This window comes from Streptomyces sp. NPDC028991, from assembly GCF_055564775.1.
The window spans coordinates 781,881-796,712 of record NZ_JBVHVP010000002.1 but is presented as its reverse complement, the minus strand read 5'-3'; the positions used below and the strand labels follow the sequence as shown (position 1 = coordinate 796,712).

The window sequence follows — 14,832 nt, the reverse complement described above, 5'->3', positions numbered from 1 at the left end:
GCCAAGGCCGAGGCCGCCGTCGACACCGCCGAAGGCACGGAGACCAAACCGCGCCGCCGCACCCGCAAGACCGCCGAACCGGCCGAAACCACCGACACGGCCGGACAGGCACCGGAAGCCGCCGAGGCCAAGCCCCGACGCACCCGGAAGACCGCCGCCGCCAAGGCCGAGGCCGCCGTCGACACCGCCGAAGGCACGGAGACCAAACCGCGCCGCCGCACCCGCAAGACCGCCGAACCGGCCGAAACCACCGACGCCACCGAGGTCACCGCCGAGATCCCGGCCCAGGCCTCGCAGGAGCCGGAGCCGGATGTGGCACCGCGGCGCCGGACCCGTAAGGCGGCTGCCGTCGAGGCACCCGCCGAGGCACCCGGCACGGCCGAGGCGAAGCCGAAGGCTCGCCGGACCCGCAAGTCGGCCACGGCCGCCACGCAAACCGCGGAGTCCAGCGAAAGCTGACCGACCCCGCTCACCCGACCGTCGGCCCGGTCCCGCCATCCAGGCGGGCCGGGCCGACGGCGTTCCCACGCGGCGCCGGGCCGACGGCTTCCTTCCCGCCGGAGGCCGAGCCAACGGCTTCCCCATACGGCGGGCCAGGCCGTCGGTTCCCCCCTCCCCCACGCACGCCACCGTGAGACACCCGGCAGCCCCGGGACACCCGGCCACCCGGGACGCTGGACAGCCCGACAGCCGACAGCCCGAGCCGCCCGACAGCCCAACCACCCCCTCCCTCGCCCCCCACCTCCCGATAGCCTCTGCCCGTGAGCAGGAACGCCGCTTTCATCCCGCCCTCCGACGCTCGCGCGTACCGGCTGCGTACCGCGCGTGGTGAGTTCGCCGTGGTCGATTCGCCCGTGGCCGTCGGGGCCGACGCGAAGGGCACGGTGTTGATGCTGCCCGGGTTCACGGGGAGCAAGGAGGACTTCACGCTGTTGCACGAGCCGCTCGGGGCACGCGGGTACCGTACGGTCGCCTTGGACGGGCGGGGCCAGTACGAGTCCGACGGGTCCGAGCACGACGAAGCCGGCTACGCACAGGCCGAGCTGGCCCGGGACGTGCTCGCGCAGGTCGCCGCCCTCGGGACGCCTGTGCATCTCCTCGGACACTCCCTCGGCGGTCAGATCGCACGGGCCGCCGTGCTGCTCGACCACGCCCCTTTCGTCTCCCTCACGCTGATGTCCTCGGGCCCGGCGCGGATCTCCGACTCCCAGCAGCAGCGCGTGAAGCTTCTGCGGGACGCGCTCGGCACCATGACGATGGCCGAGGTCTGGAAGGTGATCCAGGCCATGGGACCGCCGGAGGAGGTCGGCGCCCCGGCGCCCGCGCACGGCCCGGAGGACCCGGAACGGCTGCGCGCCCGCTGGCTGGGCACCAGGCCCGCCCAGCTCCTGGCCACGGGGCGGCAGCTGTGCACGGAGCCGGACCGCGTCGCCGAGCTGGCCGCCCTGCCGCTGCCGTGCCACGTGCTGTCGGGCTCCTACGACGACACGTGGCCGGTACCGCTCCTGGACGAGATGGCCGTACGGCTGGACGCGCGCCGGACCGTCATCGCCGACGCCGAGCACTCCCCCAACACCGACCAGCCGCTGCCGACCGCCCGGGCCCTCGCCGACTTCTGGGACGGCGTCCCCACCCGGCTGCCGTCGGACCGCTAGCGACCCGGGCTGGGTCTGGCGCTAGGTACCGGGCTTCCGTGAAGGGCTCGATACCGGGCTCCGTGAAGGGCTCGACACCGGGCTCCGTGAAGGGCTCGATACCGGGCTGATTCCGGCGCTCGATACCGGGCTCCGTTTTGCGCTCGGTACTGAGCGCCGCCCAGTGCCGACGCTCAGTACTGGGCCTGCAAGTGCTCCCAGAAGCCGTCCCGCAGCGCCCTGCGCAGGTCGGCCTGGCCGCGCAACGAGTACTGGAGCAGTCCCTCGGCCTCCACCAGGAGGTCCTGGTCCACCGAGCCGGGGAGGTAGGGGTGGCCGGGAAGCAGTTCCACCAGCGACTCGCGGCCACGTGCCGCCAGCCACTTCGCCGCGATCTGCGCGCCCACGAAGCGGACGTCCTCGCGGGCCGGCCGGGCCACGCCCGCCGCGTCGAATGCGTGGGCCGTGCGCCGGGAGACGTACGGCTTGAAGAACTCCAGGTCGAAGGTGCGCTGGCTGTCGACCTCCCAGAGCAGCGGGTCTGCCTGGTTGCGCCCCTCGGGCGCCTCGATGCCCCACAGGTGGACGCGGGCGCCGTACCCCTGGGCTGCCTCGACCGCCGATACCAGGTCCTCGTCGCCGCCGAGCAGGGCCGCGTCGCTGATGGCGCGGTGCCGGGCGAGGGACTCCAGGTCGGAGCGGATGAGTGAGTCGACGCCCTTCTGCTGGTTGTTGGCGTTGAGGTTGCCCAGGCGGACCTTGACGTCGGGCAGCTCGGCGATGGTCTGCTGCTCGGCGGTGTGGATGCGGCGCCGGGCACCGTCGTACCAGTAGACCCGCAGCAGGCGGCTGTCCGCGAAGATGGTGCGCGCCGTGTCGATGAACGCCTCGATCAGTCCCTCGGCGTCCAGGTCGAAGGCCCGGCGGTCCTCGGTCCCGGCCACCAGGCGTCCCGCCGCCGCGTAGAGGTACCCGGCGTCGACGAAGATCGCGTGGGTCGAGGGTGTCTTGGCCACCTCGGCGAGCATGCGCAGCAGCAGCTCGTTGGTGCGATCGATGCGGGCGTTCAGGGACGCGAGGTCGTCGTTCATCGCCTCCATTGTCCCGGCGGTCACGCTGCGAACACAACCGGTCCCAGTCAGTCTTGTACCGCACACCTGTCACACCAGGGCAAGCGACTTACCAGTCAGTAGTTAGCAGTTCGAAAAATTTCCTTAGCGTAGGGAATGTTTGTATCGCACAGCCCGTTGACTCCTACGGAAGCCCGGGCACCGACGACCCAGGAGCCACACCAGTAGTTCTCCTCAGGAGGATGACCAGATCAAAGGGAGAGGCCATGCGCTTTGAAGTCATGCGACTCGACGACGTCGACGGGACCCCCGTGGACACGACCGTCGTGGACGCCGCCTCCGTGAATCGCATCGTTCAGCAGGCCGCCGCCATCGGGCAGCGCCTGTGGATCCGCCCCGCCGACACCTCGGCCTTGTAGCGCGGTCCCTGCAACACGTCCAGGGCCCCCCGCACGGACTCCGTGCGGGGGGCCCTGCGCATGCCTGGCCCCGGGATACCGGCGCTCGTTCACGCGCCCTGGATCACCTGCGTGACCCCGTTGATGATCTGCTGCACGGCGATCGCCGAGAGCATCATGCCGGCGAGACGGGTCACCAGGACCACGCCGCCGTCCTTGATGACCCGGATGATCAGCAGCGAGTAACGCATCACGAGCCACAGCACCACGTGGATCGCGAGGATCGCCGCCCACACCGACACCTGCGTGGTCACGCTGTCGGCCTTCTGCACGGCCAGGATGACCGACACGATCGCCCCGGGCCCGGCGAGCAGCGGCATGCCCAGCGGTACGAGCGCGACGTTGACGTCCTTGGTCTGCTTCGGCTCGTCGGTCTTGCCGGTGAGCAGATCGAGCGCGATCAGCAGGAGCAGCAGCCCGCCCGCGATCATCAGCGCGGGCACGGACACGTGCAGGTAGGCCAGGATCTGATGCCCGAGCAGACCGAACACCGTGATCACGCCACCGGCGACACAGACGGCCTGGAAGGCCATCCGCTTCTGCACCTTGGCGGGCCGGCCGGAGGTCAGCGCGAGGAAGATCGGGGTGATCCCGGGGGGATCCATGATGACAAAAAGGGTCAGGAAGAGGGAGCCGAAGACGGCGATGTCGAACATGGGTGAGCTACTGGCCTTGCGGGAGAGGGAAAGGGGTGGGAGTGCGGGAGGGGGCTCCGGCCCCGCTCAGATCCCGCCCGCTCCGGGCACGGGGAACGCCCCGAAAGCCCGTCGCGTGATCTCCCCGTACACCTCGGGGTCCGTCGTGTACTCGCCGAGCACGCAGGTCTTCCGGCTGCCGTGGTAGTCGCTGGAGCCGGTCACCAGGAGCCCCAGCTCCTCGGCGGTCCCGCGCAGCCGCGCCCGTGTGTCCGCGTCGTGGTCCATGTGGTCGACCTCGATGCCGTCGAGCCCGGCGTCGGCCAGGTCGGCGATCGTGTCCTCCGGCACCGTACGGCCCCGCTTGGCGGCGGCCGGGTGCGCGAAGACGGCGACGCCGCCCGCGCCCTTGATCAGCCGGAGCGCCTCGAAGGGGTCGGTCTCGTGCTTCTCCACGAAGGCGCGGCCACCGTCGGCCAGCCAGTCCTCGGTGAAGGCGTCGCTCACGGTGGGCACGACGCCGAGTTCCACCAGCGCGGAGGCCACGTGCGGGCGCCCTACGGATCCGTCACCGGCGATCCGGGCGACCTGCTCCCACGTGACGGGGACGTCCAGTGCGTTGAGCTTGGCGACCATGCCGCGGGCGCGCGGCACCCGGTCGTCCCGGACCAGCTCGCGCTCGGCGAGCAGGGCGGGCTCCTCGGGGTCGAAGAGGTAGGCCAGCATGTGCATGCTGACGCCGTCGACCCGGCAGGAGAGCTCGGCGCCGGTGACCAGCGTGAGCCCCTCGGGCAGCGCGGCGACGGCCTCGGCGTGGCCGCGGGTGGTGTCGTGGTCGGTCAGCGCGACGACGTCCAGCCCGGCCGCGGCGGCCTTGCGCACCAGTTGGGCCGGGGTGTCCGTGCCGTCGGACGCGGTGGAGTGGGTGTGCAGATCGATACGCACGACGCTGACTCCAGGCGGTGACGGGACGGAAGGGGACGCTCAACAGGATAACCGGAAATCCACCCTCCACTGTCACACCCGCAGCATCCCTGCGCCCCCTACAGCCACCACCGCACCCGCAACAGCCACCACGATGCCCGCTACCGCCGCTCCCGGCGCACCGGCCGGCGCCTACGGCTGGATCAACCGCGGGGACAGTGCCCCGCACGGCACCAGGTCCACCTCGGCACCCGCGTCGCGCAGGTCGGTCAGCACCAGTTCCTCGTACATGAGCAGCCCCGAGCGCTCGGGCCACACGACGGCCCACAGCCACATTCCGAGGGCTTCCCCGGCGAAGACGGCGCGGTCGACGGGGGTGCCGGAGACATGCCAGAGGGGGGTAGGGCGGCCGATGGCCAGGACTTTCGCCTGAGGCGGCTTCTCGACGTCCAGGTACGGACCCGGGTCCGGGGCGTCGATGCCCGCGTACCGCGCGCCGAGGCCGACGCCGAGTTCCTCGGCGACCAGGATCAGCTCGCCGAGGCCGCCGAGGGGGCCGGGACCCGAGCAGGCAACGGCGGTCGCGCGGCCGCCGCTGCGGTCGTCGCCCGCACAGGCCACGCCGGTGAACAGCCAGCCGACCGGCAGCGGCCACGGCATCCACACCGGTACCTGCGTGCGGTGCACCACGACGCCGAGCGCCTCGACGCTGGGCGGAAGCACCGGCTGCAGCGGGTGCACGGTGCCGTGCAGGTCACACTGCCAGGAATCGGCGAAGAGGCCGGGAGCCCTGACCCGGCCACCACACTTCGGGCAACTGGGTTCGCCCCTCATAGAGCCCCACGGTCCTACCCTCGCTCCCCCACGTCAAGGACGATCACCCATCCGGGCGGAACGGCTGACCAGCGGGAACTAGATGCATGTTGCATTAATTAGGCACGCTAACTTACTGTGTGTAGACACCAACCCTCCGAGCGATCTGATCCGGTCCCCTCTCCCGTCGGCATTGGAGCAAGCATGGACCCCTTCGACGCGGGTGCGGGCGGCATCCTGCGGCAGCCCAAGGCCGTGTGGGCGACCGCCGGTGCGTCCGTCGTGGCCTTCATGGGCATCGGGCTCGTCGACCCGATCCTGCCGTCCATCGCCAAGGGCCTGGACGCGAACGCCGGCCAGGTCTCCCTCCTGTTCACCTCGTACTTCCTCATCACCGCCCTCGCGATGCTGGTGACGGGCTTCGTCTCCAGCCGCATCGGCGGGCGCAAGACCCTGCTGCTCGGTCTGGCCCTCGTCGTGGTCTTCGCGGGCCTGTCGGGCACCTCCGACACGGTCGGCCAGCTCGTCGGCTACCGGGCCGGCTGGGGCCTCGGCAACGCGCTGTTCGTCTCGACGGCCCTCGCGGTCATCGTCGCCGCGGCGGCCGGCGGCAGCGCCGCGGCGATCCTGCTGTACGAGTCCGCCCTCGGCCTCGGCATGGCCTGCGGCCCCCTGCTGGGCGCGCTGCTCGGTGACGCCAGCTGGCGCTACCCCTTCTTCGGCACCGCGGCCCTGATGGCGATCGGCTTCCTGTGCATCACGGCGTTCCTGAAGGAACAGCCGAAGGAACAACTGAAGGAACAACCGAAGGAACAGCCGAGGCCGGCCCGCAAGACGTCACTGCTCGACCCGCTCAAGGCGCTGGGCCACGGCGGACTCGCCGCCACCGCCGTGTCGGCGTTCTTCTACAACTACACGTTCTTCACCGTGCTGGCCTTCACGCCCTTCGTACTGAACATGACCCCGTACAAGTCCGGTGCCGTGTTCTTCGCGTGGGGCGTGCTGCTCGCCGTCTTCTCGGTCCTCGTGGCGCCGCGCATGCAGCAGCGCTTCGGTTCGCTGAAGGTGCTCGGCGGCTCGCTGGTGCTGCTCGCGGCCGACGTCCTGGTGCTCGGCTACGGCAGCCACGCCACGGCGATCGTCTGCACGATCCTGTCCGGCGCCTTCATCGGTGTGAACAACACCGTCTACACCGAGCTGGCCCTCGGGGTGTCGGACGCGCCGCGTCCGGTGGCGAGCGCGGGGTACAACTTCGTGCGCTGGTTCGCGGCGGCGGCCGCTCCCTACTTCGCACCGAAGATCGAGGAGTGGACCGACATCCACATCCCCTTCGTCGTGGCGGCGGTCACCGCCGTGCTGGGCGCGGTCGTGGTCCTCGTACGGCGCCGCGCGCTGACGCGCGAGGCGGAGAAACGGGAGCCGGAGCACGCGACGGAGGACGGGGTGACGGTTCTCGCCAACTGACCGGCGGGGTCAGGTGAGTTGCGTCACTCGAGCGGGACGGACCTGCGGGACGGATCGCGCAGATCCGTCCCGTGCGTCAGCCAGCGTTCCTGGAGGGCCTGCGCGCCGTGTACGCGCTTCCAGGCCGCCTCGTTCGCGGTCATCGGCAGCAGCGGCAGGAACCGTACGGGGTCCAGCGGGACGTCCAGCTCCAGGTCCTCGACCAGGCCGCCCGGCTCGGCGACCAGGACCGACGTGAACGGCGCCCCGGGCCACAGCGCACCGCCGACGTCCAGGGAAGCGCCGGGCGCCACGATCACACCCTCGACCTGCGGTGACGCGGCCAGCACGGCGAGCGGGCGGAGCACCTTGTCGGTGTCGGCGAGACCGGCCCGGACGGAGAGGACCAGTTCGGCACGGGGCCCCTTGACCGGGTCGGCGAGCACGGCCGTGGGGTCCGCCATGGGCTGCGACGACATACCGAGAGTGGCGTAGCGCACGATGCCGCCCTCCTGGCCACCGCCGGGAAAGCGCAGCACCTCGATGCGGTCGGTGCCGACGAAGGTGACCGCCGCGCGCGCGTCCGGCTCGCCCAGCGCGCTGCGCAACCGGGCCTCGACCAGAGGAAGAACATCAGCCATGCGGCGAGCATAGAACTCGCGGCGAAGAGGCGAAGCGGCGCCTTGACACGTCGGGTGACTGGTACTCTGGCCCAGCCGTTCGGGGCAGCACGCAGTGCGTCGCGATCAAGCTCCCGACGCTATGAAGACTCCCCTACGGGGAACCCCTCTAAACGAGGGGAATCGATCGTCCCTCACGAGGGACCGGCCGGAGGAGGTGGGGCTGGCATGGACCGAAGTCGACCGTGCAGTACCACCCGCTCTTCCGGCCGCTGACACAGCCGCTCCGGTTTCTCCCGTCGCCGCTTTCCGCCCGCGCGCCTGCACAGGGAAGAGCACTTCGTCTCGTTTTGCCTGACCCGGTCCATCGATCCGGATCAGCAGCTGAATCAGCAGCGAAGTCGGCCACCGCGACGGTGCGGTGCTCTCCGCTTTGTGGACGTGCCGAACGCACGTAGTCAGGACGTCCTCATTCCGGGTGGTTCCACCCGTCACCGGCCCCGTTCGCTGCCCCGTCGCGAAGGAGCCTGCCATGTCGATGATCCGTGACCTGCGCGCCGCGGTCCGCCCGTCCCGCGTCTCTCTGCGCAAGGACAGCGGCGCCTACGACACCACCCGCGACCCGGCGACCGCCTCCGCCGTCGTCGACTGCGCCGTCTACCGCGACGGGGCGCGCGTCGAGACCGGCACGCCGCTGAGCCCGCACCAGGCGATGCGCCAGGTGCGCCGCGACGGCGGGTTCGTGTGGATCGGCCTGCACGAGCCCACCGAGGGCGAGTTCGCCGGTATCGCCCGGGAGTTCGGACTGCACCCGCTGGCCGTGGAGGACGCCGTCCAGGCCCACCAGCGGCCCAAGCTCGAGCGCTACGACGACTCCCTGTTCACGGTCTTCAAGACCGTCCACTACGTCGACCACGACGAGCTCACCGCCAACAGCGAGGTGGTGGAGACCGGCGAGGTCATGTGCTTCACCGGGCGGGACTTCTTCATCACCGTGCGGCACGGCGGGCAGGGCTCGCTGCGCGCGCTGCGGCACCGGCTCCAGGAGGACCCCGAGCTGCTGCTCAAGGGCCCCTCGGCGGTGCTGCACGCCATCGCCGACCACGTCGTCGACGGCTACATCGCGGTCGCCGACGCGGTGCAGGACGACATCGACGAGGTCGAGACGGAGGTGTTCTCACCGGGCCGCAAGGGTACGCCGCGCGGTACGGACGCCGGCCGGATCTACCAACTCAAGCGCGAGGTACTGGAGTTCAAGCGTGCCGTGGCCCCGCTGCTGCGGCCCATGCTGCTGCTCAGCGAGCGGCCGATGCGGCTGATCGACCCGGAGATCCAGAAGTACTTCCGGGACGTCGCCGACCACGTGGCACGGGTGCAGGAGCAGGTCATCGGCTTCGACGAGCTGCTGAACTCCATCCTCCAGGCCAACCTGGCCCAGGCGTCCGTCGCGCAGAACGAGGACATGCGCAAGATCACCTCGTGGGCCGCGATCATCGCCGTGCCGACGATGGTGTGCGGGGTGTACGGCATGAACTTCGACTACATGCCGGAGACGCACTGGAAGTTCGGCTACCCGCTGGTGCTGTCGATCACGGTCGGCCTCTGTCTGGGCATCCACCGCACGCTCAAGCGCAACGGCTGGCTCTGACCGGCGCCGGACCGGCCTGGATAGGCTGACCGCATGACAAGCGAGCTGCTCGACCAGGCCCTCGTCGAGGAGGCCACGAAGAAGTCCGGCCTCATCTGGGTCCGGGGTCCGGGGGCGCCCGCCCGTGCGCTGTGGCACATCTGGCACGAGGGCGCGGCCTGCGTGATCGGCGACGGCCCCGGCGAGCAGCCGCTGCCGGGGCTGGCCGACGGGGCCGCGGCCGAGGTGACGGTGCGCAGCAAGGACAAGGGGGGCCGGCTGGTCTCCTGGGCCGCCCGGGTCGTGGAGCTGCCGGCCGGCTCCGAGGCCTGGCAGGCGGCGGTCGCCGACCTCAAGGGCAAGCGCCTGAACGCCCCGGACGGCGAGGCCATGACCGACCGCTGGGCCCGCGAGTGCCGGGTGCTGCGCCTGGAGCCGACGGGGGCGACAGCGCCCCTGCCCGACGGTTCGCTGGCCGAGGCCCCGCTGCCGAGCCCGGCCACGACGCGCGAACCGGCCCCGGCGGGGCTGCCGCGTCTGCTGCTGAAGCGCCGGAAGAAGCGCTAGGCGTATCGACCCGCAGGGTTGTTCACGCGGCTGATCGGTGGGTGGCCGCCGAGTGCGGTCCGGCAGCGGGCCTGTCCGAACAGCACTCTCAGGACGTCGGCAACTGCTTGCCGTAGTCCAGCGTCTCGTCCTCCGCCGGCTCCTTGAGCGCGAAGTCCTTGTTCCAGTCCGAGAAGCTGAGCGTGCCCGCGCTGCCCGCCCGAACCAGGCGCAGCGGGTACGGCGTGCCCTCCAGGGAGACGTCCAGCGAACCGCCGGAGCCCTGGTCGCCGGTGATCCGGACGGTGCGCACGCCCGCCTGCTCGTGGCGGCCGTCCGTCTCCACCTTGCCGTGCAGGGTCAGCAGACCGCCGAGGAGGACGTCCTTGTCCGTGAAGCCGCTGAACTTCTTGTACACCGGGTCGCTCTGCGGCACCTTCACGTACTTGCCGGCCAGCTTCTCCGCCGCCGCGGCGTCCCCGCCGTCATGACTCCAGAACCCGGCGTCGGCCTTGAGGAAGAGCTGCTCGCCGACGCGCAGCAGCCCGAACGTCGTCCCCTCCGCGGCTACCGACCCGGTCCCTCCGTCGGGCTTCAGCCGCATGTCGAGGGTGTACGTGTTCCCGCCGGCGGCCACGGTCCCGTGCAGCCGTACCGCCTCGGCGGACTCGGCGACCGTGCGGGCCTTGGCCTGGATCTTGTCGGCCGAGAGTTTCCCGACGCCGTTGGTACCCGCGTCCGGGTCCTCGCTACTGCATCCCGTCAGCCCCGATCCCGTCACCGCCAGGGCGCACACCGCGCCCATCACAGCGGCCCTGCGGATTCGGCGCCGGGGAGTCGCAGACACAGGTGGGACTGCCTTTCTGACGAGGACTGGCAAGGGCCGGCGGGGAGACGGGACCCAGCGGCGTACCGCAGCGTACCGGGGCCGTGCACGGCGAACGGAGCCAGTCCGTCCGGACCGGCCACCAGGGCGGAGCCGTTCGGGACGGGCTAGCCTGAAGCCCGTCCGAGCGGGCAATTCGGAAAAGAGGCACCGTACGAAACAGCCCTCACACACCCTGAACCACGCTTACGAAAAGGAGCCGCGGCCATGGCAGCGGGCGCCCCCCGGATCTTCGTCTCCCATCTCTCCGGCATCGCCGTCTTCGACCCGGCCGGCGACCAGGTGGGACGCGTACGCGATCTGGTCGTCATGCTCCGCGTCGCCCGCAAACCGCCGCGGGTGCTCGGCCTGGTCGTCGAACTCGCCACCCGCCGCCGCATCTTCCTGCCCATGACCCGCGTCACCGGCATCGAGTCCGGTCAGGTCATCACCACCGGGGTGCTCAACGTCAGGCGTTTCGAGCAGCGCCCCACCGAGCGCCTCGTCTTCGGCGAGCTGCTCGACCGGCGGGTCACCCTCACCGAGACGGGCGAGGAGGTCACCGTCCTGGACCTGTCGGTGCAGCAGTTGCCCGCCCGCCGGGACTGGGAGATCGACAAGGTCTTCGTCCGCAAGGGGAAGAAGGGCGGCGCCTTCCGCCGCAACAAGGGCGAGACGCTGACCGTCGAGTGGTCCGGCGTCACCGGCTTCTCCGTGGAGGAGCAGGGGCAGGGCGCCGAGAACCTCCTCGCCACCTTCGAGCAGTTGCGCCCCGCCGACCTCGCCAACGTCCTGCACCACCTGTCCGCCAAGCGCCGCGCCGAGGTGGCAGCCGCCCTCGACGACGACCGGCTGGCCGACGTGCTGGAGGAGCTGCCGGAGGACGACCAGATCGAGATCCTCGGCAAGCTCAAGGAGGAGCGCGCCGCGGACGTGCTGGAGGCGATGGACCCCGACGACGCGGCCGACCTGCTCGGTGAGCTGCCCGAGGAGGACAAGGAGCGGCTGCTGAGCCTGATGCAGCCCGACGACGCGGCCGACATGCGGCGGCTGATGGCGTACGAGGAGCACACGGCCGGCGGTCTGATGACGACCGAGCCGATCGTGCTGCGGCCCGACGCGACCGTCGCGGACGCCCTGGCCCACATCCGCAATCCCGACCTGTCCCCGGCGCACGCGGCCCAGGTCTATGTCTGCCGGCCGCCCGAGGAGACGCCGACCGGCAAGTACCTGGGCACGGTCCACTTCCAGCGCCTGCTGCGCGACCCCCCGTACACGCTGGTCGGCTCGATCATCGACGACGACCTGCAACCCCTGGATCCGGACGCCGCGCTGCCCGTGGTCGCCGGGTTCTTCGCCGCGTACGACATGGTCGCGGCGCCCGTCGTCGACGATTCCGGGTCGCTGCTGGGCGCGGTCACCGTGGACGACGTACTGGACCACATGCTGCCCGACGACTGGCGGGAGACCGAGTACCACCTGGCGGAGACGGCGGGGGAGGTGAGCGCCGATGGTGCCTGAGCGCGAGACCCCGCCCCGTGAGCGTGCCGCGTCGGGAGCCACGGCGGCCTCCCGTACCCGGGCCCGCCTGGACCAGCCCCGCCCGCCGCGCCGCAGGCTGCTGCCCGAGTGGGACCCGGAGTCCTTCGGCCGGCTGTCGGAGCGCGTCGCGCGGTTCCTGGGCACCGGGCGGTTCATCGTCTGGATGACCTTCGTCATCATCCTGTGGGTGGTGTGGAACGTGTCCGCGCCGAGCGGCCTGCGCTTCGACGAGTACCCGTTCATCTTCCTGACGCTGATGCTGTCGCTCCAGGCCTCCTACGCGGCCCCGCTGATCCTGCTCGCGCAGAACCGGCAGGACGACCGGGACCGGGTCAACCTGGAGCAGGACCGCAAGCAGAACGAGCGGTCGATCGCCGACACCGAGTACCTGACGCGGGAGATCGCCGCCCTGCGCATCGGCCTCGGCGAGGTCGCGACGAGGGACTGGATCCGCTCCGAGCTGCAGGACGTGCTCAGGGACCTGGAGGAGCGGCAGAACGGCCACCACCCCGACCGCGGGGTATTCCCGGCGGACCGGTCCGCGGGGCGTGACGTACACGACCGCTGACGGGGCTTTCCGCGCCGGGTGGGCGGCGCCGTACCATCGACCCTATGGCTACGGAAGACGCGGTGCGCGAAGCACTGGCGACGGTGAACGACCCCGAGATCAACCGCCCCATCACCGAGCTCGGGATGGTCAAGTCGGTGGAGATCGGCGTGGACGGAGCGGTCGCGGTCGCCGTGTACCTGACGGTCTCCGGCTGCCCCATGCGGGACACCATCACGCAGCGCGTGACGGACGCGGTCTCCCGCGTCGAGGGCGTCACGCGGGTGGACGTGGAGCTCGACGTGATGAGCGACGAGCAGCGCAAGGAGCTGGCGAACGCCCTGCGCGGCGGCCAGACCGAGCGCGAGGTGCCCTTCGCCAAGCCCGGCAGCCTGACCCGGGTGTACGCGGTCGCCTCCGGCAAGGGCGGCGTCGGCAAGTCCTCGGTGACGGTGAACCTGGCGGCCTCGATGGCGGCGGACGGCTTGAAGGTCGGTGTCGTCGACGCCGACATCTACGGCCACTCCGTGCCGCGCATGCTGGGCGCCGACGGGAAGCCCACCCAGGTCGAGAACATGATCATGCCGCCTTCGGCCAACGGGGTGAAGGTCATCTCGATCGGCATGTTCACCCCGGGCAACGCGCCGGTCGTCTGGCGCGGCCCGATGCTGCACCGCGCGCTCCAGCAGTTCCTGGCGGACGTGTACTGGGGCGACCTGGACGTCCTGCTGCTCGACCTGCCGCCCGGCACCGGCGACATCGCGATCTCCGTCGCGCAGCTCGTGCCGAACGCCGAGATCCTGGTCGTGACGACCCCTCAGCAGGCCGCGGCCGAGGTGGCCGAGCGGGCGGGCGCCATCGCCGTCCAGACCCACCAGAAGATCGTCGGCGTCGTCGAGAACATGTCCGGGCTGCCCTGCCCGCACTGCGGCGAGATGGTCGACGTCTTCGGCACCGGGGGCGGCCAGTCGGTCGCCGACGGCCTGACCCGCACCACGGGCGCGTCGGTACCGGTCCTCGGCTCCATCCCGATCGACGTCCGCCTGCGCGAGGGCGGCGACGAGGGCAAGCCGGTCGTCCTGACCGACCCGGACTCCCCGGCGGGCACGGCCCTGCGCTCGATCGCCGGGAAGCTGGGCGGGCGTCAGCGCGGCCTTTCGGGGCTGTCGCTGGGGATCACGCCGAAGAACAAGTTCTGACGCCGCGTACGGGACCGTCGTACGCGACTGGGGGCGCTGTCCGCCGGGACGGCGCCCCTCGTCGTGCGCCGGCGCCCTCTACTCGTACGCGGCGATGTCCTTGACCACGGAGAAGGCCAGCCCGTACGCGCTCATGCCCCTGCCGTACGCGCCCAGGTGGACGCCCTGTTCGGTGGAGCCGGCGAGCACCCAGCCGAACTCGGTCTCCCGGTAGTGGAACCGCGTCGGCACGCCGTCCACGGGCAGGGACAGCGTCGACCAGTCCGTTCCGCCGAGATCGTCCGCGAGGACCCACGCGGTCTCGGTCTGCTGCTCCAGCCAGTCGTCGCGCAGCGAGTGGTCCATCTGGCCGGGCCAGGTGAAGGACAGCAGCCCCACCCCGGCGAGCCAGGCCGCCGAGGAAACCGAGGTGGCCTCCAGCAGACCCGTGCCGTCGGCGCTGCGCCGGTCGGGGTTGGCCGCGACGGTCACGACGACCGCGAACTTCTCCTTGGCGTCCTGGTCGTCGCCGGACACGTGCTCGTTGCGCACCGACGGCTCGTCGCCGTGCCCGATCGAGCCGTGTTCCACGGTTCCGTCGGCCGCCGTGCCGACCTGCATCAGCCAGCGCCGCCCTGTGAAGGCCTCGTCGAGGCCGTACCACGGGAAGGGCGCACGCAGGTAGCCGTCGATCGTCCGCCGGGCGGAGGGGACGTCTTGTCCATCCTCCGTGCCCGGCGTCTGCCCGACCGCCTGACTCGTCGTCTCCATGTGCCCGGACGCCTCCTCGCTCTCGTCGGAACGGAACGGCCCGCCCCCGTTCGGGCGCACTCGTCCGGTCCGCACAACAACTCGGGCAGCATAGCCACACCACTGGCGGCAGCCGGGAAATCGCCCGGCGCGTGGGCCGCCCGGGCGTCGCCTTCAGGC

15 protein-coding genes and 1 pseudogene are annotated in these 14,832 nt (G+C 71.2%); 9 read left to right on the top strand and 7 right to left on the bottom strand.

Features of this window, described 5'->3' with window-relative positions:
• Window positions 1-459: pseudogene (locus tag ACZ4V1_RS07745) on the top strand (DEAD/DEAH box helicase); the annotation flags it as partial.
• A 302-nt stretch (window positions 460-761) separates the two neighbouring features.
• A complete protein-coding gene (locus tag ACZ4V1_RS07740) occupies window positions 762-1,655 on the top strand; it encodes an alpha/beta fold hydrolase (RefSeq protein ID WP_468330858.1) in 894 nt (297 codons plus the stop codon).
• A gap of 173 nt (window positions 1,656-1,828) precedes the next feature.
• Here ACZ4V1_RS07740 and ACZ4V1_RS07735 read toward each other — a convergent pair whose 3' ends face one another.
• The gene (locus ACZ4V1_RS07735) at window positions 1,829-2,734 is read right to left on the bottom strand and encodes an NYN domain-containing protein (RefSeq protein ID WP_468330970.1); all 906 of its coding nucleotides are present in this window, start codon (window positions 2,732-2,734) and stop codon (window positions 1,829-1,831) included.
• Between the two features lie 236 nt (window positions 2,735-2,970).
• Here ACZ4V1_RS07735 and ACZ4V1_RS07730 point away from each other — a divergent pair, with 236 nt between their 5' ends.
• Window positions 2,971-3,123: a hypothetical protein gene (locus ACZ4V1_RS07730; RefSeq protein ID WP_007444413.1), complete on the top strand. Its 153-nt coding sequence runs from the start codon at window positions 2,971-2,973 to the stop codon at window positions 3,121-3,123.
• A gap of 89 nt (window positions 3,124-3,212) precedes the next feature.
• Here the strand turns inward: ACZ4V1_RS07730 and ACZ4V1_RS07725 are convergent, their stop codons facing one another.
• The 3 genes from ACZ4V1_RS07725 to ACZ4V1_RS07715 all read right to left on the bottom strand — a co-directional run bounded on the left by ACZ4V1_RS07725 (window position 3,213) and on the right by ACZ4V1_RS07715 (window position 5,555).
• Window positions 3,213-3,818 (bottom strand): MarC family protein, encoded by a 606-nt coding sequence (locus ACZ4V1_RS07725; RefSeq protein ID WP_468330854.1) that lies wholly within the window; start codon window positions 3,816-3,818, stop codon window positions 3,213-3,215.
• A 66-nt stretch (window positions 3,819-3,884) separates the two neighbouring features.
• On the bottom strand, window positions 3,885-4,742 hold the full coding sequence (locus ACZ4V1_RS07720; RefSeq protein WP_468330851.1) for a PHP domain-containing protein: 858 nt from the start codon (window positions 4,740-4,742) through the stop codon (window positions 3,885-3,887).
• A gap of 171 nt (window positions 4,743-4,913) precedes the next feature.
• The gene (locus ACZ4V1_RS07715; protein ID WP_468330848.1) at window positions 4,914-5,555 is read right to left on the bottom strand and encodes a DUF6758 family protein; all 642 of its coding nucleotides are present in this window, start codon (window positions 5,553-5,555) and stop codon (window positions 4,914-4,916) included.
• A 183-nt stretch (window positions 5,556-5,738) separates the two neighbouring features.
• On the opposite strand from ACZ4V1_RS07715, the gene ACZ4V1_RS07710 reads away from it, so the two are divergent.
• The gene (locus ACZ4V1_RS07710) at window positions 5,739-6,998 is read left to right on the top strand and encodes an MFS transporter (protein ID WP_468330845.1); all 1,260 of its coding nucleotides are present in this window, start codon (window positions 5,739-5,741) and stop codon (window positions 6,996-6,998) included.
• A gap of 23 nt (window positions 6,999-7,021) precedes the next feature.
• On the opposite strand, the gene ACZ4V1_RS07705 is transcribed toward ACZ4V1_RS07710, so the two are convergent.
• Window positions 7,022-7,618, bottom strand: coding sequence for a suppressor of fused domain protein (locus ACZ4V1_RS07705; protein ID WP_468330842.1), 597 nt, complete (start codon window positions 7,616-7,618; stop codon window positions 7,022-7,024).
• A 511-nt stretch (window positions 7,619-8,129) separates the two neighbouring features.
• Here ACZ4V1_RS07705 and ACZ4V1_RS07700 point away from each other — a divergent pair.
• The gene (locus ACZ4V1_RS07700; RefSeq protein ID WP_468330839.1) at window positions 8,130-9,245 is read left to right on the top strand and encodes a magnesium and cobalt transport protein CorA; all 1,116 of its coding nucleotides are present in this window, start codon (window positions 8,130-8,132) and stop codon (window positions 9,243-9,245) included.
• Window positions 9,246-9,278: 33 nt separating this feature from the next.
• Window positions 9,279-9,791 carry a hypothetical protein gene (locus tag ACZ4V1_RS07695; RefSeq protein WP_468330836.1) on the top strand — a complete coding sequence of 171 codons (513 nt, stop codon included), beginning with the start codon at window positions 9,279-9,281 and terminating at the stop codon, window positions 9,789-9,791.
• 88 nt (window positions 9,792-9,879) lie between these two features.
• Here ACZ4V1_RS07695 and ACZ4V1_RS07690 read toward each other — a convergent pair whose 3' ends face one another.
• Window positions 9,880-10,575 (bottom strand): hypothetical protein, encoded by a 696-nt coding sequence (locus ACZ4V1_RS07690; RefSeq protein WP_468330968.1) that lies wholly within the window; start codon window positions 10,573-10,575, stop codon window positions 9,880-9,882.
• 288 nt (window positions 10,576-10,863) lie between these two features.
• On the opposite strand from ACZ4V1_RS07690, the gene ACZ4V1_RS07685 reads away from it, so the two are divergent.
• Genes ACZ4V1_RS07685 through ACZ4V1_RS07675 form a run of 3 tightly spaced genes read left to right on the top strand, consistent with a single transcriptional unit; the run spans window position 10,864 to window position 13,923 of the window.
• Window positions 10,864-12,156: a magnesium transporter MgtE N-terminal domain-containing protein gene (locus tag ACZ4V1_RS07685; protein WP_468330833.1), complete on the top strand. Its 1,293-nt coding sequence runs from the start codon at window positions 10,864-10,866 to the stop codon at window positions 12,154-12,156.
• Entirely contained in the window at window positions 12,146-12,745 is a 600-nt protein-coding gene (locus tag ACZ4V1_RS07680; protein WP_468330830.1) for a DUF1003 domain-containing protein, read from the top strand. The genes ACZ4V1_RS07685 and ACZ4V1_RS07680 overlap by 11 nt, the downstream gene beginning before the upstream one ends.
• Before the next feature lie 44 nt (window positions 12,746-12,789).
• A complete protein-coding gene (locus ACZ4V1_RS07675) occupies window positions 12,790-13,923 on the top strand; it encodes an Mrp/NBP35 family ATP-binding protein (protein ID WP_468330827.1) in 1,134 nt (377 codons plus the stop codon).
• A 78-nt stretch (window positions 13,924-14,001) separates the two neighbouring features.
• Here ACZ4V1_RS07675 and ACZ4V1_RS07670 read toward each other — a convergent pair whose 3' ends face one another.
• A complete protein-coding gene (locus ACZ4V1_RS07670) occupies window positions 14,002-14,673 on the bottom strand; it encodes a hypothetical protein (protein WP_468330824.1) in 672 nt (223 codons plus the stop codon).
• Between the last annotated feature and the right edge of the window lie 159 nt (window positions 14,674-14,832).